Raw genomic sequence first — 24,622 nt, 5'->3', positions numbered from 1 at the left:
TTTCTTTGCTTCTTCAAGCCATGCGTCAAATTTTACTTTTTGGAGTATATTACGGATGTATTTTTTTGCGTTTTGGCTGGACATGGCGGTCAAAGTCTTTTCGCTGACTTTTTTTATGATATGATATCCAAACTGGGTTTTAATTACATCCGAAACTTCATTGATTTTTAACGGAAAAACCGCTTTTTCAAACTCTGGAACTAAATCCCCTTTTTTAAAAGGTCCTATGAGCCCTCCCTTTCCTGCCGAAACCGAATCTTTTGACAATTCTCTAGCCAGCTTGGAGAAATCCTCGCCGCTTTTTATCCTTTCTAAAACCTTTTTTGCTTCTTCAACAGTATTAAGAAGTATATGCTTTGCTGTTATTTCAACCGGACGGGTAAAATCTTTTTTATTTTCGGCATAATACTTTTCCACTTCCTGATCTGAAGGAACTATCCTTTTAGAATTAAGTTTCTTTACATAGAATTCCATTAAAAGGCTTTCTTCAAAATCTTTTAAACGTCTTATCTGGTCTTTTTTAAAATCATTTAAGGCATCAATATATTCCTTTGACTTTTTAACGCCTTCCTTTCTGGCAGCTTCAAGAACAACCCTTTCGCGTACTAAAAGATCCAAAAACTGCTTTTTCCCGGCTTCAGTGCTCAAAAAGCCCATATAACTGGCCGGCGCTTCCCGCATCCGTTCCTCTAGTATTTTAGCTGTAATTTTATCGTCGCCTATTTTTGCTATGACCTCATTTTTCTTGCTGCAGCCCTGAAAACAAAACAAAAGAAACAATCCAAAACATATGGTCTTTTTCATGTAATTATATTCTCCTTCATTAATGTTAGAGCATCCTAACAAATTTTAATTTATAAGTCAATGCAAGAAAATTCTCCTTATTTGCTCTATTTCTAAATTAATGCTATAATCTGCTCGTTTGATTCTAATTTTTTAACATAAAGGCTGATAAATGAGCAAACTTCCTGACTTAAAAATCGGAGATTTAAGGGCAAACCCGCCAATAATACAGGGTGGTATGGGTGTTAGAATTTCTTTGGCAAACCTAGCAGCCACTGTTGCTAATGAGGGCGCTATCGGCACTATTGCTGCCGCTTTGATAGGTGGAACAAAAAGCCATATGAAAATGGACGAGTTTAAAAATGCGGACACAAAGGAGCTTATTGCCCAAATCAGAAAAGCCAGGTCCATGACAAAGGGAATAATTGCCATAAATGTGATGGCGGGGCTTACAAATTATGCAGAATTAAGTACTGCAGCAGCAAAAGAAGGAATTGATATAATATTTTCTGGCGGCGGACTGCCTTTAAATCTGCCAAAACTAGTAAAAGGAACCAAAACTAAAGTTGCCCCCATTGTTTCTTCCGGCCGTACTGCAGATATAATATGTCGAAACTGGATAAGAAAATATAATCATGCCCCGGACGCCATAGTGGTTGAGGGAGCGCTGGCCGGGGGCCATCTTGGGTTTTCATTGGAAGAGCTTTCTGATGAAACTAAAACACCGAAACTTGAAGATATAGTCGTTGATGTAATTAATGTGGCAAAAAAATTTGAAAAAGAATCGGGCAAAAAGATTCCAGTTATAGCCGCGGGCGGAATATATGACGGCAAAGATATAGCAAAATTTTTGAAACTTGGCGCTTCGGGGGTTCAGATGGCCACAAGGTTTGTGTGCACAAATGAATGCGACGTTTCGCAGGAGTTTAAAAATGCTTATATTAAAGCCAAAAAAGAAGACATCTGCATAATAAACAGTCCTCTTGGCATGCTCGGGAGAGCAATAAAAAACGAGTTCCTGGAAAAAGCAAAAAGAGGCGAAATAAAATTTGAATGCCGTTACCAATGCATAAAACCCTGCATACCGGACAAATCGCCTTATTGCATAGGCGACGCACTAGTTAATGCCGCGAACGGAAACTTGAAAGACGGTTTTGTATTCTGCGGAGCCAATGCTTACCGAATAAATAAAATTGTTCCCGTTAAAGAACTGATACGAGAACTAGTAACAGAAGCAGAAGCAAACTACTAACGGCGTTCTTTTGCTCTTTTGCTCTCTTGTTCGTTAGCTCATTGAAGCCTTTGAGCAATCGAACAATAGAACAATGGAACAATAGAGCGCTTTAATTTTATGAGTCTAACTAACCTAATCTTTCTTACCTGTCTTGCTTTCTTAGGAATAATCTACTTTTTCATCGGAATAACTAAAAAGGATTACCCCCTTATTATCTGCGGAATTTTTCTTGGTTTTTATGCTCTTTTTGTAAAAGATTTTTTCTGGCTTTCCTTTCTTGGGCTGACTTTTATTTTGGCTCCATTTATTATAAGCAGAAATTTTATAAGATTTTTGTCCAACAAAAAAGAGGAGAAGATTATGGATCCTATTCTTTTGAGAAGAAGCATTAGAAAATACGCTCTGAAAAAAGTGCCTCAGGAAATTATTGAATACCTGCTCGAAGCTGCGCAAAGCGCGCCTTCTGCCGGCGGCGAGGCTCCCTGGCATTTAATTGTAATAAATTCAAAAAGTTTATTAGAAAAAATTACTGAAATACACTCGCGAGCTCAGATGCTTAAAGAAGCCCCGCTCGCGATAGCTATATGCTGCGATTTGAAACTTGAAAAACTTAAAGGATTTTGGGTACAGGATTGTTCCGCTGCGACTGAGAATATCCTATTAGCTGCCCAGACAAAAGGGCTTGGATCTTGTTGGCTTGGGGTTTATCCCAGGCAGGATAGAGTTGAAGGACTAAAAAAACTCCTTTGGCTGCCGGAAAATATTGTCCCCTTTTCCATCGTTGCTTTAGGTTATCCTCAAGAAGAAAAACCTTATCAAAAAAGATATAATGCAGAAAGAATCCACTATAACGGCTGGTAACGCAATTGCTTACAGCGTTAAAAGTTATGAAAGTTAAGAAAGTTATAAAGTTAAATGCCTGCAATTAAGATTTTTATAATCTTCTAAAACCTTAATTTCTTAACACCGTTTTTCAATAAAAATGAAGAAACTGTTATTTTTAGCTGCCATAATACTTTTTCTAACCGATAGTTCCTTCGGGGCGTTTTCAAAAAGCGATGCCGGGACAACGACAGCCTCATTTTTAAAGCTTGGAGCAGGAGCGCGATCCGCAGGTCTTGGCGATGCGTTTTGTTCCGTTGCCGATGATTCCACCGCGATTTTCTGGAATCCTGCCGGACTTTCAAGGATCCAAGGAACTTCTTTTTCTTTTATGCACGCCTTATGGTTTGAAAATATAAGTTACGACTGGATATCTTTTGCAGGGCCCACAAAATTCGGAACTTTTGGCGGAGCTGTTCAATACCTTTCTTACGGAGCCATAAAAAAAACCGACAGTACCGGAACAGAAATTTCTGACTTTACCCCGAGCGATTTGGCGTTAAGCTTATCGTACGGCAAGAATTTTTCGGGCGTGCTTTTGGGAACAACGATTAAATATATTTCATCAAGAATAGAACAAACGGCAACCGCTTACGCTTTTGATGCGGGCGCGAAAATATTGTTAGGTTATGAAGACAAATTCGCGCTGGGTTTGTGCGTTCAAAATTTCGGAACAACAATGAAATTTGAGGAGACTGAAGAAGCCCTGCCGTTCAGCATTAAGGCCGGCTGTTCATACAAAGTAAACGATGAATGGCTTTTAGCGCTGGATCTAAATTCCGCCATAGACAATGATCCTTTCTTTTGTTTAGGCAGCGAATATACGACTGAAATAACGAACGATGCCCGATTGTCAGCAAGGGCAGGATATAATCCAAGAACACAAAATATTCCCGGTTTTACAAATTTCACGTTTGGGTTGGGCGTTGACTACGGCGGATATATTTTTGATTATGCTTTTGTTCCTTTGGGAGATATGGGTACCGCCCATAAGTTCAGTTTTTCCATAAAATTCGGGAAAAACTATGAAGACTATGCTAAAGAGCCCCCGCACGAAAAAGAAAAGGTCGTTAACAAAATTAGAAAAACAATTGTAATCACCGAACTTAAGGGCGAAGATGTTACCGCTCAGCTTATTAAATTCGCTACGTTTTCGCTTAAAAATGAAATTTTTGAAAGCAATTTTTTTGATGTAAAAGATATTGAGGATGCCGAGCAAAAGAAAAATGAATCCCAATTTAAGGGTATGGTTGAAGAACAGAAGGGAGTCCAAATCGGCCGACGTTTCAATACCGGCTATGTCCTTATAGGAAACATTAAATATAGTGTCGGATATTACTTTTTGACTGTTCAATTAATTGACGTTCAAGAATCGCGAATAGTTAAGACTATATATGAAAAAGCCAGCTCTATTGACGACATACAAAACTGCTGTAAAAAAATAAGCAAAAAACTAAAACTATAGGAAAACTTTTTTTAAAAATTGTATAATTATGCCTGTCGGATATGTATTTGGAGGTTTAACAAAATATGAAATCTTTTAGACTTCTTTTTATATGTTTGAAATATTGTCTGTTTATAACATTATTAACAACAGTCTTTTGTTCTGCCGCAAAAGCTGAATTTTCATTGGATTCTTCAGCGCAGTTTAACGCCCCCTCAACCGGACTTGGCTCTTCGGGAGACGACTACAAAAAAACCTCAATTGCAAAAGATAGTTCCGGAAACATATTCATTGCAGGTTTTAAAGACAATGCCGCAGTAAAACAACTTCTTGTGCTAAAATACAGCAGCAATTTTGTTTTGGTTTCATCAGCCACTTTTGCCGGGCCGGGAGGCAGAAGCCTTTGGGCTTCAAACATTGCAGTCAATAATTCGGGAAATGTAATAATAGCCGGAACTCAATATAACGGAACAGACTTTGATTACGTCACTTTCAGGTATGATAACAACTTAGTTTTGCTTTCTTCGGCGGTCTATGACAGCGGAAATGACGACTCAGCTTACGGCGTTGCATTGGATTCGTCAAGCAACATCTTTATAACCGGATCAAGTTATCAGGGCGCCGGCACGGCATATGACTATTTCACGATAAAATACAGCTCTGGTCTTTCGGTCGTAATATCATCCTGCGCAACCGATGCGGGCGCAATAGGCAATAACGACTATGCAAGAGCAATTTGTTGTGACAGCCAGCAAAACGTAATAGTAACGGGATACATAACTGATTCGGGCGGAAAGTCCAGATGCTGCACAATTAAATATGATAATAATCTGGTATTCCAAAGATCATCAACTTCCAATCTTGAAAACGGTTCAACCGAAGAAAAAGCGGTTGCTATATCGGTAGATTCAAATGATTTGATCACTATTGCCGGAACTTCAAAAATAAGCGGTTTGGACTTTTTTATTTTTAAATATACTGATTCTACGATGAATTTTTCTAACGCTTATAAAGCAAGATTTAACAGCTCTGCAAACAACAATGATGCCGCTTATTCTTTAGCGATATCTTCTATAACGGGAAATATTTATTTGACAGGGGGATCCAGCGACGGAACAAATTACAGTTTTTGCACGTTGAAATATGACAACGGCCTAAATTATCTGTCAAAAATACTTTACAATAATCCCGGCAAAGATACTATTGCTTACGACGTTATTTTTGATTCTTCAAGCAACATCTTGGTTTCGGGCGGAACTGATAATAGTTTTTTAACCCTAAAATACAAAGAAAAAAATACTTTAACCGTATTAATAAATCCGGCAGCCGCGTCTTCCCCCACTTTAAGCACTGTTTCAGGCAATATGATATTAGATATTCTGGCGGGAACATTTGCCCAGCAGTTGTACATTTCGCTTGACGCAGCGACTATTCCTTCGGGACCAAACGGAAATGTCAATTTAACAAGTATTGGATTGATTGTCACAAAAAGTCTCAATATCCAGCCTTTAAAAGAAATAACGATTACCATTAATTATACCGATTCGGATGTTGCCGGCCTTGATGAAAACAAACTATGCATAGCATACTTTGATACATACAGCAACTCTTGGATACCTTTTAATTCAATCCCATATCCGGACCAAAATAAAGTTTCCGCAAAAACTACCCATTTTTCTCTTTTTGCCCTTGCGCAGAATTCTTCCGGTTTAGGGACAATCCCTATAAAATCTTATCCTAGCCCGTATAATCCTAAAAAAAGCGCCGTGTTAATGCAGATAGAAAATTTACCTAACAACTCAACGGTAAAGATTTACACGTTTGCAGGAGAACTTGTTAAAACTATTGACGCCGGCCCGGATACAATAGCAACCTGGGATGGAAAAAATGAAAACGGAGATTACGTTTCAAGCGGAATATATTTGATGTTTGCGGATAGCCCTTCAGGCACAAAGAAAACGAGAATTGCCATTGAAAAATGATTCCGCTGATTAAGCGGAATCATCCTGAATTTATTTCAGGATCTCAAAATATGACCCCGAAATAAATTTGGCGTAAAAGCGGAAATTATATGAAACTTTGATAACTAGTTTTTGGAGGAGTAAATGAAAAAAATTCTTATTGCGTTTTTGAGCGCTTTTTTCATAACAAATTTATGTTTCGCATCTTTCAGCAAAAATGATGTAGGCACATCCGGAGCCCAATTCCTTAAGCTGGGAGCCGGCGCAAGAGCCTCTGCTATGGGAGACGCTTTTTCTGCAATAGCCGAAGATTCAACCGCAATATATTGGAATCCTGCGGGACTTGCAAAAATGGAGAAAAGATCGCTTTCTTTGATGCATTCCATTTGGTTTGACAACATGTACTACGACTGGGCATCATTTGCCATAAACACAAATTTCGGGACCCTCGGTATAGGAGCCCAGTATTTTTCATACGGAAGCATTAAAAAAATTGATGCCTTTGGAACTCAGATTTCCGAATTTGATCCCAGCGACCTTGCAGTTAATCTATCCTATGCAAAGGAACTTTTAGGAATATGTCTGGGGCTTAATGCAAAATACATTTCATCAAAAATTGAAAACACCGCTACTGCCTATGCTTTTGATTTTGGAACCAGATTTAATTTAACCGAAAACAATTTCCCAATCGCTATTGTTGCCCAAAATATCGGAACAAAACTTAAATATGTTGAAGATGAGGAAAACTTGCCGCTGAATTTCAGGTTAGGATGCGGTTTTCGTTTTAGTTCTGAATGGCTTATTGCTTTAGATATAAATTCTCCGGTTGATAACGAAATTAATGTATGTTCCGGTGTTGAATACAAACACGAAACGGATGACGACGTCTTTATTTCAGTAAGGGCAGGATATAACACAAAAACAAAAGATTTACCCGGACTAAAAGGTATTACGGCCGGCCTTGGATATACTTTCCACGAGTATACTTTTGATTATGCTTTTGTTCCTTTCGGAGATTTCGGGACAATCCATAAACTAGGTTTATCAATAAGATTTTAAAATAATTTGGGGACACAATACTTAATTAATCCTTGTTGACTTTGATAATTATTGAATTAAGTATTGTGTCCCCAAATTGTAAATTGTACGGAGCAAGCAATGATAATCGGACTTACTGGGTCTTATTGTTCGGGCAAGGATACGGTAGCAGAATATCTGGTCAGCAAAAAAAAATTCTTTCACTTGTCGCTTTCGGATGAATTAAGAAAAATACTGAAATCAAATAATATTGAGACATCAAGAGAAAATCTTATTAGAATAGGAACCGAGCTAAGGGAAAAAGAAGGAAACGGAATTCTCGCAAAAATGGTTTTAAAAGAAATCCCTGAGAACAGAAATTATATAATCACTTCAATCAGGCATCCTGCTGAGATTGAGACCTTAAAAACCAGAGATGATTTTACGCTTATCAATGTTGATGCCCCGGCCAATACCAGATTTGAGAGGATGAAAAAAAGGAACCGCCCGGGCGACCCTGAAACTTTTGAAAAATTCATTGAAATGGAAAAAAGAGAATCTAATGACAAAGGTTCAGGCCAGCAGCTTCAAAAATGCAGGGAACTCGCACAAATAAACTTCATTAACGATACCAACGGCTTAAAAGAACTCTACACAAAAATTGATTCTCTTCTTCAAAGACTTAACAAGGAAAAACCCCTCCAATGATATATGATGTCATCGTTATAGGCGGCGGCGCTTCAGGAATGATGAGCGCAGGAACCGCATCACTTCTGGGATTAAAGACCCTCCTGATTGAAAAAAACGAACGCCTCGGCAAAAAACTTCTGATTACCGGAAAAGGAAGATGCAATATAACAAACAGCGGCGACACAAATAGTTTTATTTCAAGTTACGGAAAAAACGGCAGATTCCTTTATCGGGCATTAAGCGAGTTTTCAAACGAACACCTGATAAATTTTTTTCATCATTTGGGAGTAAAAACAAAACTTGAACGCGGCGGAAGGATTTTTCCACTAAGCGACAAATCTCAGGATATAGTCAGCGCTTTAAAAAAATATCTTCATGAAAACCAATGCGAAATATCGCTCAACTCAAGCGTTGGGACTATCACAAAAGACGGCGATATTTTTAAAATAAAAGTTTACCCCGTTAGAGACCTGCCCAGCCGACGGGCGGGTAACGGGCGCTTCACGAATAAAGATGGCAGCTTTACACTGTCAGCTAACTACATGACTCCGAACTGTCGACAGGAGCCGGCAGCCTTCTCTAACGGGGCAAGTAATAATATCTTTGAATCAAAAAAGGTCATTATTGCTACGGGAGGCTGTTCCTATCCTTTGACCGGTTCAACAGGCGACGGATACTCTTTCGCTAAAGAATTCGGGCATTCTATCACCGAGATAACGCCTGCCTTAGTCCCCTTGGAAACAAAAGAATCTTTCGTGAAAAAACTTCAGGGCTTATCTTTAAAAAACGTTTTAGTTAAGGCATTTTCGGAAAAAAAAGAAATTTCGTCTGAATTTGGGGAGATGCTTTTTACCCACTTTGGTATTTCGGGACCCGTTATCTTAACTTTAAGCGGTACCATCGTTGAAGAATTAAAAAAAGGCAGAAAAGTTCATATTTCAATAAACTTTAAGCCCGCATTAAGCAGAGAAATTTTAACTAAACGATTATTAAGAGAATTTGAATCGTCAAGCAATAAGCATCTTTATAATGTTTTAAAATCCCTTCTTCCTGAAAAATTAGCCGAATTATTTATAGATCTTTGCGAAATACCAGAAAAAAAGCCTGTTCACCAAATAACCCGCGAAGAAAGAGAAAGAATACAAAACCTTCTTACAGATTTCAGGCTGGAAATCACAAAAGCTCGCGGTTTTGATGAAGCAATTATAACCAGGGGCGGAATTTCATTAAATGAGATAAATCCTTATACTATGGAATCTAAAAAAGTTAAGGGATTATTTTTTTGCGGTGAAATAATAGACATTGACGGTATAACGGGAGGATATAACCTCCAGGAAGCTTTCTCTACGGGATATCTTGCCGCAAAAGGAGCGTCAAAAAGCTAGAAACGTTTAAAAGTTTAGAAGGTTTTCTATCTAAAAATATTGGGTTTTGCCTTCTTAAAACTTCTTGACAAATACGGCCTTTATGTTATATACTCTCCAAACAGTTTAAGGAGATTTTTATTATGATAGTACTGACCGGCGGAGCCGGTTTTATAGGCAGTTGTTTCCTTTGGAAGCTGAACAAAGAAAATATTGATGATGTAATAATAGTTGACTTTCTGGGCGAAAAAGATAAATGGCCTAATCTTTTAGGAAAGAAATTTAAGGATTATATTCAAAAAGACAGATTTCTGAAGCTCGTTGAAGAAAAGAAGATCCCCAAACCTTCCTTCGTTGTCCATATGGGAGCATGCAGTTCAACAACCGAAACAGACGCAAATTACCTTATAGAAAATAATTTTGAATATTCAAAAAAACTGGCTCTCTGGTGTTTCAATAATAACACCCCTTTCATGTATGCGTCTTCCGCGGCCACATATGGAGCCGGAGAATTTGGCTATGACGACACCGATGAAAATACTTACAGGCTGCGTCCATTAAATTTATACGGTTTTTCAAAACAGCTTTTTGATCTTTGGCTTTTGAACAACAATCTTGTTTCAAAAGCGACAGGTTTGAAATTTTTCAATGTTTTCGGCCCTAATGAGTATCATAAAGAAGACATGAGAAGCGTAATATGCAAAAAATTTGATGATGTTAAAAACGGCCAGCCTATGCGGCTATTTAAATCATATAGAAGCGACTATAAAGACGGAGAGCAAAAAAGAGACTTCATCTATGTAAAAGATGCGATAGAAGCGATGTGGTATTTTTTTAAATATTTTAAAAAAACCGGAATATTTAATCTTGGAACCGGCGTGGCAAGAAGCTGGAACGATGTAGCAAAAGCTTTGTTTAAAGCCTTAGGAAAAGAAACAAAAATTGAATATTTTGATATGCCTGAAAATATCCGCCCAAAATACCAGTATTTGACGCAGGCAAAAATGGATAACTTAAGATCAGCGGGCTGCAACATTAAATTCAGTTCGTTAGAAGATTCAGTAAAAGACTACTCAAGTTACTTAATAAATAAATCCTACCTTTGAGGAGGAAAAATGTTTAAATTAAAAATTCTGAAACTTTTTGTTGTTTGTTTTTTCTTGCTTGGAATTTCTTTAAAACTTTCTGCCCAGGATTCAGCTTATGATGAGATGGCTAAAGAGCTGTCGGAATCAGCAAGCCAACTGAAATCGCCGAAAATCGCGCTTGTCCCTTTCAGCTATGCAGATAAAACCGAAAAAGACGACGGCGGCGGAACCGTTGTTTCGGAAAGGTTGACCAACAAGATAGTAAAATTAAAAAAATTCCTGGTTATAGACAGGCAAAATCTTGAAAAAGTTTTATCCGAACAAAAGCTTCAGACATCCGGCGCGGTAGACCCTGAAACCGCAAAAAAAATCGGTAAAGTGCTCGGCGTTGAAGCCATAATTACAGGAACCCTTACCAATATTGCAGGAGGAATGGTTGAAGTAAATGCAAAACTCATACGGACAGAGACTGCAGAAATTTTGAATGTTTCTTCATCCAAAATTGAGAAAGACTGGTTAAGCAATCAAGCGGTTCAGCCGTCAGCGCCTCAGCAACAAGCTTATCAGGAAGAAGTACAGCCTATTCAACAGGTCCAGCCGGCAAGAAAAATTAAGATGGATTCTTACCTCGATTTGTTCCTTGCCATATCCGCAGGCGGAAAAGGCGATGTTACTTTTCAAAACAGCCGCGGTTTTTCAAGAAATGACTTTAATCTTAACAGCGCCTGTCCGGCTTCATTTACCAAGTTCACCCTCACTAATTCAACGTTTGATATGTCAAATCCTATCGGGATCAGGGCTTCTTTTTTCAGTGAAAAGGGTTATGTGGGCGGAGCTTTCGACTTGATGTATTATTCGTCACAATTGGCAACCCAGATCACTAAAGCGTCTTTTAACGGAGGGGCCGCATCAGATTTTAATTTAAGTGTGAGTGACTATTTAAAAATAACTACTTTTTTGTTCGATTTCGACCTTATGGTAAGATACCCTGGTAAAATTGTTCAACCTTATATCGGTTTTGGCCTCGGGCTTTCAATTAACTCCGTTTCATCGTCGTATATAAAGGGCTTTCAAAACGGCGTATACGGCACTGGATTCAGCGAGACCGACCTGGGGGTAGGAATTAACATCCCCATAGGCATAAGGTTTCAGTTCAATAACGATATAGGAGCATTCCTTGAATCCAGGACTATGACTAATAACATCAATTTTTCAAGAAATTATGTATCCGGGGACAGCGATACCATTGCAGCGAAAAATAGTTTTACAATGTTGGGGGTTTCGTTTAAGATGAAATGATTGAGACAGCACTGAACGCTTCTTTGAAAAAAATAATTTTCCTGGCTATTGCTGGTTAACGATATATGTCGGCGCGGTTTTCGGGCTAAGCCCTCCTTTTATCTTATGGTAATAGGCGTATGTCATCGGTTCTTTTTCTGAAATAATTTCTGAAGCAACAATTTTCCCCGTAAAAATAGTATGTGTTTGCGCATCAAGACTGCCGACAACTTCTGCTTCAAAGTAAGCAACCGCATAATCCGTAGCAATACGCGCTCCGGTAACGCCAATTTTAGATTCACATTCTTTAAACTTATCTGTATTTATACCTGATTTAAAACCAAAAAGCCCAATATATTTCATCGGCGTTTCCTCCGACAAAACAGCGGCAGTAAAAACTTTGCTTTCAGATATATATTTATGTGTAAGATTTTGTTTGTTAATGCTTATCGCTATCATCGGCGGTTGGGCGCTAACCTGAAAAACAGTATTGGCAATCTGACCGTTAAATTTATTGTTTTTTTTGGAAGATATTACAAACATACCGTAACTGATTTTACTCAAAGCATTCAAATTCATACTGCCTCCCAAAATAAGTGCTAAGGGGTAAGTGGTAAGGGATAAGTTTAAAGAAAAAGATACGGGCTTAAAAGTTTTTGAAGTTAACTTACCACTGCATTATTTAAATATTTCTCCTGTTTCCATAGACCAGAAAAGCAGGTCTAAATGATCTAAAGGTATTTCAACTTTTTTGGCAAACTTTTTCATCTTTTCTTCTATCTTAAGGTAAGTTTTTTTTGAAATTGTTTTGGGAATTGAATTTATTACATTCAACCTTTTAATATTTTTCAAAATATGCCGGTCTAAAATAGCAAAATCTTTCCCAAAACCTACGTTTCTCAAAAAATGGCTCGCTTCTTTAAAACCCAAACCTTTTATATTTTCAACAAGCCAATCTCTTAATTCAAAAACGTCCAAAAAGCTTGATATTTTCTCTTTTATTTTCAATTTACTGTTTAAATAAAATTTATTTCTGGCCTCAACCAAATATTTTGCTTTATTGTTTCTGAAACGAACAATGTTAATTTCTTTTGAAATATTTTTGCTATCCCCTTTTATCAACAACCCTTTATTGGAAAGTATCCTTACTGCTTCCCCGCAAGATACTGCTTTTGATTGGGGAGTGAAAAGACAAAAGACAAGTTCTGCAAATATATCTTCTTCGCTGCCTCCGGACCAAATTTTCTTAAACTCGTTCAAGCGATTTTCAATTTTATTCTTAACCTTCATCCAAAATAATCGCAATTTCCTTGAGTTTATTGGTTCAATATCTGGGGTATTACAGAAAAGTCTTTCATAAACTTTTAATTGATTTTTCATAACAAAATTATATAGTAAAGAATATTAAAAGTCAACAAAATAATTTAAAAGCCTATTTCACACTAAAAAGAAGGCTATTCAGGAGTATACGAATTTGCTTTTTTTGTCGGAAAAATTATAAAATGTGTTTTATGCCGAAAATTGAAATAAGACTAGATAGGTGCAAAGGCTGTACGCTTTGTGTCGGCGTATGCCCTAAAAATTGCATAGAGATGTCAAACACTTTTAATAAAGTTGGCTATCATTATGCCAAATTCGTGAAAGAAAAAGAGTGCACGGGATGCGGATTCTGTTATCAAATTTGTCCGGATGTCTGTATTGATGTATATAAATAGCTATCAGCTAAAATCGGAAGAGAACGCGAGAAGTTGAGAAGATGGGAAGATAAGAAACAGCAAAGGCGTTAAAAGTTTTTAAAAGTTATAAGGTTGAAAGTTAAACAAAAACAAAGCTAAAGATACCTGCAAGGTAGCAAGCTTTAGCTTTTGAATTTGTTTTTACTTGTAACTGTTGGCTGGTCGCCGGTGGCAATTTATGAAAAAAGTATTGATGAAAGGAAACATTGCTTTGTGCGAAGGAGCCATTGCTGCGGGCTGTATGGCATATTTCGGCTATCCGATTACCCCCCAAAACGAGGTTCCTGCCCACATGTCAAAAAGGATGGTTGAACTGGGACGGGTTTTTTTGCAGTCTGAATCCGAACTTGCCGCGATAAATATGGTTTTAGGTTCTGCCGTAACAGGAACACGTGCTATGACTTCGTCTTCTTCCCCAGGAATATCACTAAAACAGGAAGGCATATCCTATCTTGCAGGTTGTGAGCTTCCCTGCGTAATAGCAAATATTCAAAGAGGCGGGCCCGGGCTTGGGAACATTGCCGGCTCTCAAGGTGATTATTTCCAGTCTACAAAAGGGGGCGGCCACGGAGATTACAGGATGATAGTTTTAGCCCCTTACTCGGTTCAGGAAATGTATAATTTCGCTTACGCCTCGTTTGATTTGGCTGAAAAATATAGAAATCCGGTTTTAATTCTTTCGGATGGAATCATAGGACAGATGATGGAACCGGTAGAAATTGCGGAAGTCAAGGAAAAAAAGACTTCTTACCCTAAAGACTGGACATTGCAGGGGTGCAAGGGCCGCGAGCCAAGGTTTATTCGTTCCCTTTTGATGGATGAAGGCGCGCTTGAAAAACATAATCTTAAATTGAAGAAAAAATTTGATGAAATAACAAAAAATGAGGTTAGATACGAAACTTATGAAGTTGAAGACGCAGAAATAATTATTGTAGCTTTCGGTATATCGGCCCGAGTCGCAAAAACTGCAATGAAAAAGGCAAGAAAAGAGGGCATAAAAGCAGGGCTTATACGCCCCGTTACCCTTTGGCCGTTTCCTTCTGAAATAGTAGCCAAATATGCTAAAACTTGCAAGAATTTTTTGGTTGTTGAAATGAACCTCGGGCAAATGGTTGAAGACGTACAGCTTGCGGTATGCGGTAAAAGTGACGTTGAGTTTTTGGGCCGTCCCGGAGGTTCGGCTGTAAACGAAAAGGAAGTATTTGATAAAATCAAAACGATAAAAGGCGTTTAGAAGGTTTAGAAAGTGTAAAGGTGTAAAAGTTAAATGCTTTAAACTTTCATAACTTTCTAAACTTTTACACGTAGTTAATAAAAAAGATGAATAAAATATTAACTAAACCAGAAGCGTTAAAAGATAATCCGCATCTTTATTGTCCCGGTTGCGGCCATGGCATTATTCATAGGCTTGTTGCTGAAGTAATTGATGAATTGGGAGTCAGAGAAAAAACAATTGCCGTAGCTCCGGTCGGTTGCGCGGTTTTTGCATATGATTACTTCAATTTTGACGTTACAGAAGCGCCGCACGGCAGGCCTCCCGCGGTTGCAACAGGTATAAAAAGGGTTTTGCCCGACAGAATAGTTTTTTCTTATCAGGGTGACGGCGATCTGGCAGCTATTGGAACGGCAGAAACTATACATGCCGCAAACCGCGGTGAAAATATCACAATAATTTTTGTCAATAACGCTACTTACGGTATGACCGGCGGTCAAATGGCTCCAACTACATTAATTGGTCAAAAGACCGCTACAACCCCGTTCGGGAGAGATCCTAAAAGGGACGGCTACCCGATGAAGGTATGCGAGCTTTTGTCATCACTTGAAGGAGTAAGTTATCTTGAAAGAGTTGCGGTATATAACCCTGCCAACATAATAAAAGCGAAAAAAGCTATAAAGAAAGCTTTTCAAAAACAAATTGACGGGAAAGGTTTTTCTTTAGTAGAAGTTTTGTCGCAATGTCCCGTTGACTGGGGAATGACGCCGAAGGATTCTATAAAATGGGTAGAAGAAACCTTTGTAAAAACATTCCCTTTGGGAGTTTTTAAAGATAAATAATTTGAAAACAGGGATAAAGGGGTAAGTGGTAAGGGGTAAGTAACTCAAAGAGTCATCCCTCCGCCACGGCGGATAATCGGGGATCTAGTTCAATAAACAACAAAACAAAATCATGAATTCAATTAAAGAAAATAAACAAACTGAAATAATCATTGCAGGTTACGGCGGCCAGGGCGTGCTTTTTGCCGGAACCCTTTTATCGCAAACTGCTTTAGAAGAAAACAAAAAAACGACGTGGTTTCCTTCTTACGGCGCTGAGATAAGAGGAGGCACGGCAAATTCTTCTGTAATAGTCTCCAATGAAGAAATAGGCTCCCCCATAATCGTTAATCCCGATATTCTGATAGCTTTGAATGAACAATCGTTCAAGAAATTTTTCCCTAAAGCAAAAGAGAATGCTTTAATAATTATAAACTCTTCTTTGGTTAAGGACATTCCAAAAGGCAAAAACATTGTTTCTATTCCCGCCACTGAAATAGCTGACAAAGAATTGAAAGATGTGCGTGTCGCAAACATCGTTGCGCTCGGCGCATATCTTAAGGCAAGCAATATTATGCCGTTATCAAGCGCAAAAAAGGCTTGCGAAACTGTTTTAGCCGATAAACCTAAGATGATTTCTTTAAATCAAAAAGCGCTGGAGATGGGTTACAATTACATAAAATAGGAAAAAAGGATCGAAAAATGAAAATTAGATCGGCAAAAATGTCAGATGTAAAACAAATGCACGCATTGGTTGAATACTATGCGAACAAGAAGGAAATGCTGCATAGGCCTCTTAACGACATGTACGAAAACATACAGGAATTTGCAATTTGCGAAGATAAAGGCAAAATTGTCGGCTGTGGAGCCTTGCATGTTTCTTGGGAAGATCTTGCTGAAATAAAAGCTTTAGCTATTGCGCAGAACTATCAAAAAAAAGGTATAGGCTCCAAGCTTGTGGTAACGCTTGAGAAAAGAGCAAAAGAACTGGGAATAAAAAAGATTTTTGCTTTAACGTTTAAGCCTTCTTTCTTTTTGAAACAAGGCTATAAAAAAATCAAAAGAGACGAGCTGCCGCATAAAATTTGGGGAGAATGCGTGAAATGCCACCTTTTCCCTGATTGCGGCGAAGTGCCTTTGGCAAAGAAGTTATAGAAAAACGCTATTAGTAACCTGCAACCTGTTACCAGTAAAGACGAAGAAAAAAGCATAAAAAAGATTCTGCCGGTATCTGGTCCCTGGTAACTGGTCGCGATTTTAGGAGGTGCCATGAAAATTAAGTTTTGGGGCACACGAGGTTCAATACCAGTTCCTGATAAAAAGATGTTTAGATACGGAGGAAATACAACCTGTGTTGAAGTAACCATCGGAGATAGAACAATTATTATTGACTCCGGAACCGGGATCATTAATCTTGGCAAAAAATTAGTCAAGGAGAAAAAACGCGATTTAGATATCTTTATTACTCACTCCCATTGGGACCATATTCACGGTTTCCCGTTTTTCCTGCCGGCTTATACCTCAAAAACTAGAATCAATGTTTTTGGCCACACCGACTCATATGAACATTTTAAAACTATACTTACTAACCAAATGTCTTACGAATATTTCCCGGTGCGTTTTGGAGACCTTAAAGCAGAAATCAGCTTTCTGGATACAAGGCAGGTAAATTTAGGCAATCATAGTCATAGAATGAGTTTTATTAGAGCTAACCATCCCGCTTACACGATGGGAATAAAAATAGAAGAAAATGAAAAGTCATTTGTTTTTATAACGGACAATGAGCTTTACGCTGATAAGCAGCTTACATCAAAAGATAAATTTGTGGAATTTTGTTACGGCGCTGACTATCTTGTTCTTGACGCACAATTTACGGACAAGGAATACAAAAAAACAAAAAACTGGGGGCATTCAACCTTTGAACAGGCGTTTGCTCTTGCAAAATTATCAAAAGCAAAAAATCTTGTTTTTTTTCACCACGATCCGAATAGGACTGATAAAGGGCTCAGAAAAATAGAATCAAAATTTAAGAAACTCGGCAAAAAAACAAACTACAAATTTAACGTGTCCGCCGCAAAGGAAAAACAGGAAATAATTCTTTAAAGGTTGGATTAATAAAAAGACTGAATTTAAATAAGATCTTCATTTATAATTCAGTCTTTTTTTTATTTGAGGATTATCTAGGATTGTTCGTGCTACTTCGGCAGGAGAAGAATTTGTTGTATCAACTGAAACAAAACATCTCTTATAATGCTCTTCGCGTTTTTGAAGTATTTCTTTTATATTCAATAAAAGGTTTTTTTCTTTAAGAAGCGGCCTGTGTTTTTCATTTTTTACTCGTTCAAAGATCTTTTCTGGGGTAGCCGTCAAGCAAACAATTATGCCGGTTTTTTCAAGTTCATACATGTTTTCAGTCCGCAATACTGCCCCGCCGCCGCAGGCAATAACAGCTTCATTTTGCAGGCTTACCAATTTTATTGTTTTGGTTTCAAGATCACGAAAATAAGGTTCCCCTTTATTTTTGAAAATTGAGCTGATCTTCATTCTTGTTTCTTTTTCAATTATTTCATCTATATCAAAAAACTGCCTCCCTAATTTTTCAGCAAGCAGTTTCCCGACTTCAGATTTTCCGGTCCCCATAAAACCAGTTAAAACTATGTTCATTTAAATTAAAACCTTTTTAAGTTTTCTAAATATGCATTAATGTTTGATTTTATTTCTACGAGCGAATCGCCCCCGAATTTTTCTTTCAGAGCTTTTGCAAGTTCAAATGCTACCGCCGCTTCCCCTACAACGCCTGCCGCAGGAACCGCGCAGACATCGCTTCTTACTGCCTCCGCTGTATCCGATCTTTTAGTTTGAATATTTACGGAACGAAGCGGCTTGACTAAAGAAGGTATCGGTTTCATTACGCAGCTTACTACTATATCCTCGCCGTTACTTACCCCGCCCTCAATTCCGCCCGCGTTATTCGTATTTCTGTAAAATCCTTTCGCTTTTGAATAAAAGATTTCGTCATGAGCTTTAGATCCCGGAACTGAACTGTAATTATATCCCAGTCCAAATTCAACCGCTTTTATTGCCTGTATTGACATTAGGCTTCTTGCCATATTTCCGTCTAGGCGCAAATCCCACTGGGTATAACTGCCGAGCCCTACAGGAACCTTGCGAGCAATTATAGTAAAAACACCGCCGACAGTATCTCCCTTAGACGCCGCCTTTGAAATAATATCTACCATTTTCTTTTCCGCTTTAGGATCGGGCGTGCGAATATCCGATTTTTCGGAAAATATAATAATTTTTTTGAAATCAAGGTTCTTTACATCTGCTTTAATACCGCTTATTTCTGAGGTGTAGGAAATAACTGCGATCCCGAACTCGTTAATTAATTTTTTGCATACCGCTCCGGCGCAAACCCGGGCAGCGGTTTCTCGGGCTGAAGCTCTTTCAAGCACATCGCGAATATCTTTACGACTATATTTCATTATTCCCGCCAGATCTGCATGGCCTGGACGCGGTTTTAAAAGAAACTGTTTTGGATCGGCTAGTGACGATCCGCTTGACATAAGGTCCTTCCAGTTTTCCCAATCGCGGTTTTTTACAACCATACAAATCGGCGATCCTATTGTCTCCCCGAGCCTTACTCCTCCCATAAATTCAACCGAATCTTTTTCAATAGCCATCCTCTGGCCTCTGCCAAAACCCATTTGACGCCGAGCAAGGTCCCTGTTGATATCTTCAGGATTTAGTTTTAGCCCTGCGGGAATGCCTTCAATTATTACCGTTAATTGTCTTCCGTGAGATTCACCTGCTGTTACATACCGAATCATAAAACCTCCATAAGACAGTTCACTAGTTCATGTGTTGACTAGTTCACGAATTAATGACTTTTAAACTAAATTTGCTGGTTTTTGAAATTACCTCGTGAACTAATGAACTCGTGAACACGTAAACGCAGTTAAGTCTTTATTATCTCAATTGCCTGCTGCACGCTTTCAACGCCAAATATCTTCAATTTTCCTTTATATGTAAACCCTTTTAAATTACTTTTTGGGACAATCGCTTTTTCAAATCCCAGCTTTTCCGCTTCCATAAGCCGTTCATCAAGCTGGCTTATTGAACGTACCTCGCCGGCCAAACCAACCTCGCCCAGAATTATGGTTTTTGATGGGCATACATAATTTCCGTTTCCCGAAGCTATCGCGCAGGCTATTCCCAAATCTACCCCTGTTTCCTTAATCTTTACGCCGCCCACAACGTTAACAAACACATCCTGAGTTTCAAGGTGAAGCCCGACCCTTTTTTCCAAGACAGCTATTAAAAGAGTGACCTTGTTTGTATCATAGCCGGTGACCATTCTTTTCGGAAAACCAAAATTGGTTCTGGCAACTAAAGCCTGCACTTCCAAAAGCAAAGGCCTTGTGCCTTCAATTGTTGAAACAATCACGTTGCCCGGAATATCAGTTGAACGTTCGCCCAGAAATATTTTGGAAGGGTTCGTTACTTCCCAAAGGCCGTCGCTTTTCATTTCAAATATTCCTATCTCGCTGGTAGGCCCGAAACGGTTTTTATTCGCCCTTAAAATCCTATAAATCTGCTGCCTTTCAGTTTCAAAATAAAGGACGGTATCAACTATATGTTCCAAAACCCTGGGCCCGGCAATATCTCCTTCTTTAGTTACATGCCCCAAAAGAAACATAATAATATTTTTTGATTTAGAAATTCTTAAAAGGTCTGCCGCGCATTCCCTTACCTGGCCGACTGAACCGGGCGCGCCGGAAAGATCATCCCTATAGGTTGTCTGTATAGAATCTATAACTACAACCTGAGGATTAATTTTATCTATAGCTCCTATGATATTTTCAAGATTTGTTTCTGAAACTAAAAAAAGTTCCCCGTCTTTTATTTTAAGCCTTTCAGCACGCAACTTAACCTGTGAAAGCGATTCCTCCCCTGAAACATAGAGCACGGTTTTTGATTTTGAAAGAGTGCTTGAAACCTGAAGCATCAAAGTAGATTTACCTATGCCCGGAGGCCCTCCAAGCAATAGAACTGAGCCTGGCACAAGCCCTCCTCCAAGCATACGGTCAAACTCGCCGATATCTGTTTTAATGCAACTAAAATTTTCTACCGAGACATCTTTTAAAGGAATTACTTCCGAAGAAAAACCGGTGAGCTGCCTTTGATTAAGGAAGGATTTTTTTGTTATTTCTTTTTCTTCTACAAACGTATTCCATTTTCCGCAGTCAGAACATTTTCCCATCCATTTCGGGGAAGCATAGCCGCATTCCTGGCACCTGAATATGGTTTTGATTTTTGAAGATCTCATAATGGTAGTTATAAGTGGTAAGTGGCAAGAATTAAGTTAATGACTTTGAAAAAGATTTTGCAGTCAACTTATGACTTACCGCTTATCCCTTACCACTGTGGTTTTAGGGCCGGGCAAGGCCAACGAGTCCGAGTATATAGGCTATATCATCGTCACGAATAACGACATTAGCGTAGGTGTTTATATCTGACTGGTAATATATGTCTTCCACCTGGCTTCCTACATAAAGCCATTTAGCAAGTTGCACTCTTAAGCCCGTATTTATGTTTGCTTTAGTAACAGGAGTTTTCCTAGATAAATGATAAACATCCGCAGTAACCTCCAGGCGCCGCCAAGGTTCCCATTTCCATAGAGGTTTTATTTTCATGCCAAAACCGGCTTTTGAGCGTATCGCGCCCACATACAATTCAGCCATGTCATACTTTTTTCCCAAAAGGAAATTAAACGTGTTTTGCTCTTCAATAGTATCAGTACTGTCTTTGCTATCGCCGACATTTGAAACGCCTAAGAAATAAAACTTATCAGGTTTCGGAGATATTCGCAAACCGAAATCATGACGGGTAATGTTCTGGTTAGCGTCATAACGCACCATATAGTCCCAATCAGTGTGAATAACATTGAGTCTTTTAACCACTGCTTTCGCCTGCTCGGCAGTTTCTTTTATTTCCTGAACCGTTTGTTTAAGATTTTCTCCCATTTCTTCGTCGCTTAAGAGCTTGCCTATAGTTCCTTCGCCTTTCTGGACTTTAACTAATATCGTATTTAATTTTTGCGACACATTCCTTACTTCTTCAATCGCTATTCTTATATTTTCTTTATTTTCAGCGGTTATTTCAGCTAAATCCTTCGTAAAATTGTCAACATTTCGAACAATATTGTTTATCCTGTCTTCCTGGCCGGCAATTGTATTTTTTAAAGTATCAGAAACTTTTTTCAGGTTTTCAAGGGTAACGGAAAGATTTTCGCCGATATTTTTCATTCCTTTTCCTTTAAACGGTGCCACAAATGCGTCTAACTGTTCCATTAAATCGTTAATAACTTTATCCATAGAAACAGGATCTATCCCAGTTACAACATCGCCGTCTTTCAGCAGCGGAAGTTCTTCATTTCCCATGGTAAGCTCAAGATACTTTGAACCTATTATTCCGGTTGAAACAATTCGCGCAACTGCATCCTTGTGCACTCTTATGCTTTTGGAGAGCCACACGGTTACTTTTGCTTTATTCCCTTCCAGCGCAATTTTTTTTACCCCGCCCACTTCAACACCTGCAATCTTTACCCGCGATTTTGAAGGAAGCCCGGCAATATCGTGGAACATAATATTTAAATAATATTTGCTCTGGAACTGGAAATCGCCCAAAAGCATTATTGAAACGATTAGCGCAACAATCCCGATTAAAACAAAACCGCCTAATTTAGCTTCGTTGGTCATAGTATATCCTTTAGTGTCAGATGTTATATTATATTTATTAAATGTAATTTGAGCAAGTTTTACAGGCTTTCAATTAACTGTTCAGGCTTATTTTTATGACAGCTGAAAGCCGTTGACTCTAGAATGCTTTTGCAATATCAACCGGAATCGGCCCGTGACTTAATCCTTCTACAAACTGATGTATAACAGGATCTTTAGTATTTTTAATTTCGTCCGGCTTCCCAATACCTATAATTTTGCCTTCGTAAAGCATCGCAATACGGTTTGACACCTTATAAGCTGACTTCATGTCATGCGTAACTACTATGGAAGTAACGCCTATTGTCTTTTGCAAATGAATAATCAAATCGTTTATCACGTCGGCCATAATCGGGTCTAAGCCGGTTGTGGGCTCATCATAGAGAATATATTCCGGCTTATGCGTTATTGCCCGTGCAAGGCCTACCCTTTTTTTCATTCCGCCGGAAAGTTCAGCCGGCTTTAAATTTCCCACGCCTTTTAAACCAACCATTGCTAAACTGGCTATGACTTGCTCATGAATTTCTTCATCACTCATATCAGTCAGATGTTTTAGTCCGAACCCGACATTCTCCTCAACCGTCAAAGAGTCAAACAGCGCCCCGCCTTGGAACAAATATCCGAATTTCTTCTGTATCTCAAGAAGGTCTTGTTCCTTAAGTTTTGTAATTTCCTGGCCGTCAACATAAATCTCGCCTTTGTCAGGCTTCATCAGCCCCATAATGTTTTTTATCAAAACGCTTTTTCCCTGCCCGGAACCGCCCATTATAGTAATTGTTTCGGCATCCTTAATAGATAAATTTACTCCGCGAAGAACCTTGTTGCTTTTGAATGATTTATAAACGTCTTTAACCTCAATCATCGTCTTTTTCCCTATCTACTATCTACTAATACCTGTCTACTATCTTCATCCTATATCAAACGCAACCAATATTGCCGACAAAAAGTAGTCCGAAATCAAAATTGAAACCATTGATATCATAACCGCGCTTGTCGTTGCCTTGCCAACGCCTTCCGCTCCGCCTTCGCAATTAAATCCTTTGAAACATGAAACAATAACGATTATCCCCGCAAAGAAAAAGGATTTTATCAGCCCATGAAAAAGACTGTCAGTTTTCATATAGTCAAAAATATCGTTTAAATAAACTGAAGACGGAACATGATATTGATAAACTGTAATTAATAATCCTCCCACTATGCCTATTACATTTGCAAGAATAGTCAGAATTGGAACCGTCAGCATGCATGCCAAAAAACGCGGGACGGCAAGATATCTTACCGGATTTGTTCCAAGCGTATAAAGAGCGTCCAATTGTTCCGTAACTTTCATGGTTCCAAGTTCAGCCGCTATTGCCGCCCCGACCCTGCCTGAAACAACGATTGCGGTCAATACTGGCCCGAGCTCTTTAACCAAAGAATATCCCACTATGGTGCCTATGTACAAGGGTTCGTTAAAAATACTGCTTGAAGAAGCGGCTGTTTGAAGCGCAAGAACCATCCCGGTAAAAATTGAGGTCAAGCCGATAACGGGGAAAGATCTTACGCCTATCTCGGTCATCTGCTGAATAGTGTTTCTCGGATCTATAACACCTCTTGAAATCCAAGATAATATCTGGAATAACAATATAGTCATTTCTCCAAGAGAGGTAGAAATCGCTATAACTTTCTCGCCAAATATATGAACCAATTTTTTTATATCTTCCATGCTATACCAAAATCCTCGGAACTCTATAACTTATTGAACAAACTATTTCATAGTTAATTGTCCCAACTAATTCCGCTATTTCTCTTGCTGTTATCTGATCTTCGCCCTGACGGCCGATTAAAACAGCTTCGTCCCCGATTTCGGCTTTTTCAAGTCCGGTTACGTCAACCATAATCATATCCATTGTGACCCGGCCCAAAACCGGGCATCTTTTTCCCCGGACAAGCACTGCGCCTTTGTTAGACAAAAGTCTGTTGTATCCGTCAGCATACCCAACCGGAAGCGTTGCTATAACAGACGGTCTTTTTACGGTAAATGTTTTTCCGTAACTTATACTAGTCCCTTCGCTGATCTTTTTTAAGAAAACAATCTTTGTTTTCCAGCTTAAAACCGGATCAAGTTTAATATTTGTGCTATTCACTTCATATGGCCAAAGGCCGTAAAGGCTTATACCCGGCCTCACCATATCAAGATGGCTTTCAGTATGAAGGAATATTGCATCCGAATTTGCCGTGTGCGCGATAAATTTAAGTTTAAGTTTTTTTGCGTAATCTGTTAAATCCAGAAATTCTTTCAGCTGGTATCTAGTGAAATCCGGATCAGAACCTGCGGACGAGAAATGAGTAT

At 38.7% G+C, this 24,622-nt stretch carries 25 protein-coding genes; 15 read left to right on the top strand and 10 right to left on the bottom strand.

The window, feature by feature from the left end; translation table 11 throughout:
• On the bottom strand, positions 1-804 hold an 804-nt coding region (locus NT145_04200), incomplete at its 3' end, for a peptidylprolyl isomerase (GenBank protein ID MCX5781891.1).
• Positions 805-955: 151 nt separating this feature from the next.
• Here NT145_04200 and NT145_04195 point away from each other — a divergent pair.
• The 9 genes from NT145_04195 (at position 956) to NT145_04155 (ending at position 11,762) form a co-directional block, all read left to right on the top strand.
• Positions 956-2,035: a nitronate monooxygenase family protein gene (locus NT145_04195; GenBank protein MCX5781890.1), complete on the top strand. Its 1,080-nt coding sequence runs from the start codon at positions 956-958 to the stop codon at positions 2,033-2,035.
• Between the two features lie 342 nt (positions 2,036-2,377).
• Entirely contained in the window at positions 2,378-2,878 is a 501-nt protein-coding gene (locus NT145_04190; protein ID MCX5781889.1) for a nitroreductase family protein, read from the top strand.
• A 121-nt stretch (positions 2,879-2,999) separates the two neighbouring features.
• Positions 3,000-4,364, top strand: a complete 1,365-nt coding sequence (locus NT145_04185) for a PorV/PorQ family protein (GenBank protein ID MCX5781888.1) — start codon at positions 3,000-3,002, stop codon at positions 4,362-4,364.
• 65 nt (positions 4,365-4,429) lie between these two features.
• A complete protein-coding gene (locus NT145_04180) occupies positions 4,430-6,325 on the top strand; it encodes an SBBP repeat-containing protein (protein MCX5781887.1) in 1,896 nt (631 codons plus the stop codon).
• Positions 6,326-6,448: 123 nt separating this feature from the next.
• A complete protein-coding gene (locus NT145_04175) occupies positions 6,449-7,363 on the top strand; it encodes a PorV/PorQ family protein (GenBank protein ID MCX5781886.1) in 915 nt (304 codons plus the stop codon).
• Positions 7,364-7,462: 99 nt separating this feature from the next.
• A complete protein-coding gene (locus NT145_04170) occupies positions 7,463-8,029 on the top strand; it encodes an AAA family ATPase (protein ID MCX5781885.1) in 567 nt (188 codons plus the stop codon).
• Positions 8,026-9,396 (top strand): NAD(P)/FAD-dependent oxidoreductase, encoded by a 1,371-nt coding sequence (locus NT145_04165; protein MCX5781884.1) that lies wholly within the window; start codon positions 8,026-8,028, stop codon positions 9,394-9,396. The genes NT145_04170 and NT145_04165 overlap by 4 nt, the downstream gene beginning before the upstream one ends.
• Positions 9,397-9,518: 122 nt before the next feature.
• The gene (gene rfaD / locus NT145_04160) at positions 9,519-10,481 is read left to right on the top strand and encodes an ADP-glyceromanno-heptose 6-epimerase (protein MCX5781883.1); all 963 of its coding nucleotides are present in this window, start codon (positions 9,519-9,521) and stop codon (positions 10,479-10,481) included.
• A 9-nt stretch (positions 10,482-10,490) separates the two neighbouring features.
• Positions 10,491-11,762, top strand: a complete 1,272-nt coding sequence (locus tag NT145_04155) for a FlgO family outer membrane protein (protein MCX5781882.1) — start codon at positions 10,491-10,493, stop codon at positions 11,760-11,762.
• A gap of 45 nt (positions 11,763-11,807) precedes the next feature.
• Here the strand turns inward: NT145_04155 and NT145_04150 are convergent, their stop codons facing one another.
• Complete coding sequence (locus tag NT145_04150; GenBank protein MCX5781881.1) at positions 11,808-12,320, bottom strand: flavin reductase family protein; 513 nt, start codon at positions 12,318-12,320, stop codon at positions 11,808-11,810.
• Positions 12,321-12,419: 99 nt separating this feature from the next.
• The gene (locus NT145_04145) at positions 12,420-13,121 is read right to left on the bottom strand and encodes an N-glycosylase/DNA lyase (GenBank protein MCX5781880.1); all 702 of its coding nucleotides are present in this window, start codon (positions 13,119-13,121) and stop codon (positions 12,420-12,422) included.
• A gap of 131 nt (positions 13,122-13,252) precedes the next feature.
• On the opposite strand from NT145_04145, the gene NT145_04140 reads away from it, so the two are divergent.
• From NT145_04140 to NT145_04115, 6 genes are all read left to right on the top strand, one after another.
• Complete coding sequence (locus NT145_04140; GenBank protein ID MCX5781879.1) at positions 13,253-13,456, top strand: 4Fe-4S binding protein; 204 nt, start codon at positions 13,253-13,255, stop codon at positions 13,454-13,456.
• A 199-nt stretch (positions 13,457-13,655) separates the two neighbouring features.
• Complete coding sequence (locus NT145_04135; protein ID MCX5781878.1) at positions 13,656-14,711, top strand: 3-methyl-2-oxobutanoate dehydrogenase subunit VorB; 1,056 nt, start codon at positions 13,656-13,658, stop codon at positions 14,709-14,711.
• Between the two features lie 86 nt (positions 14,712-14,797).
• Complete coding sequence (locus tag NT145_04130; GenBank protein MCX5781877.1) at positions 14,798-15,532, top strand: thiamine pyrophosphate-dependent enzyme; 735 nt, start codon at positions 14,798-14,800, stop codon at positions 15,530-15,532.
• A 112-nt stretch (positions 15,533-15,644) separates the two neighbouring features.
• Positions 15,645-16,196 carry a 2-oxoacid:acceptor oxidoreductase family protein gene (locus tag NT145_04125; GenBank protein MCX5781876.1) on the top strand — a complete coding sequence of 184 codons (552 nt, stop codon included), beginning with the start codon at positions 15,645-15,647 and terminating at the stop codon, positions 16,194-16,196.
• Between the two features lie 17 nt (positions 16,197-16,213).
• Positions 16,214-16,666, top strand: a complete 453-nt coding sequence (locus tag NT145_04120; GenBank protein MCX5781875.1) for an N-acetyltransferase — start codon at positions 16,214-16,216, stop codon at positions 16,664-16,666.
• A gap of 114 nt (positions 16,667-16,780) precedes the next feature.
• A complete protein-coding gene (locus NT145_04115; protein MCX5781874.1) occupies positions 16,781-17,614 on the top strand; it encodes an MBL fold metallo-hydrolase in 834 nt (277 codons plus the stop codon).
• Between the two features lie 39 nt (positions 17,615-17,653).
• On the opposite strand, the gene NT145_04110 is transcribed toward NT145_04115, so the two are convergent.
• The 7 genes from NT145_04110 to alr all read right to left on the bottom strand — a co-directional run.
• On the bottom strand, positions 17,654-18,175 hold the full coding sequence (locus NT145_04110) for a shikimate kinase (GenBank protein MCX5781873.1): 522 nt from the start codon (positions 18,173-18,175) through the stop codon (positions 17,654-17,656).
• 5 nt (positions 18,176-18,180) lie between these two features.
• Positions 18,181-19,341 carry a chorismate synthase gene (gene aroC / locus NT145_04105; protein ID MCX5781872.1) on the bottom strand — a complete coding sequence of 387 codons (1,161 nt, stop codon included), beginning with the start codon at positions 19,339-19,341 and terminating at the stop codon, positions 18,181-18,183.
• Between the two features lie 128 nt (positions 19,342-19,469).
• Positions 19,470-20,840 carry a DNA repair protein RadA gene (gene radA / locus NT145_04100; protein ID MCX5781871.1) on the bottom strand — a complete coding sequence of 457 codons (1,371 nt, stop codon included), beginning with the start codon at positions 20,838-20,840 and terminating at the stop codon, positions 19,470-19,472.
• Positions 20,841-20,943: 103 nt separating this feature from the next.
• Positions 20,944-22,272 (bottom strand): MlaD family protein, encoded by a 1,329-nt coding sequence (locus NT145_04095; GenBank protein ID MCX5781870.1) that lies wholly within the window; start codon positions 22,270-22,272, stop codon positions 20,944-20,946.
• 118 nt (positions 22,273-22,390) lie between these two features.
• Positions 22,391-23,152 carry an ABC transporter ATP-binding protein gene (locus tag NT145_04090; GenBank protein ID MCX5781869.1) on the bottom strand — a complete coding sequence of 254 codons (762 nt, stop codon included), beginning with the start codon at positions 23,150-23,152 and terminating at the stop codon, positions 22,391-22,393.
• Positions 23,153-23,197: 45 nt separating this feature from the next.
• On the bottom strand, positions 23,198-23,995 hold the full coding sequence (locus NT145_04085; GenBank protein ID MCX5781868.1) for an ABC transporter permease: 798 nt from the start codon (positions 23,993-23,995) through the stop codon (positions 23,198-23,200).
• A gap of 1 nt (position 23,996) precedes the next feature.
• Positions 23,997-24,622 (bottom strand): alanine racemase (gene alr / locus NT145_04080; GenBank protein MCX5781867.1); only part of this gene is annotated, 626 nt, incomplete at its 5' end.

This window comes from Elusimicrobiota bacterium (assembly GCA_026388075.1).
Lineage (GTDB): Bacteria > Elusimicrobiota > Endomicrobiia > Endomicrobiales > JAPLKN01 > JAPLKN01.
Note: the sequence above shows the minus strand (reverse complement) of the source record. Positions and strands in the feature narration are given on the sequence as shown.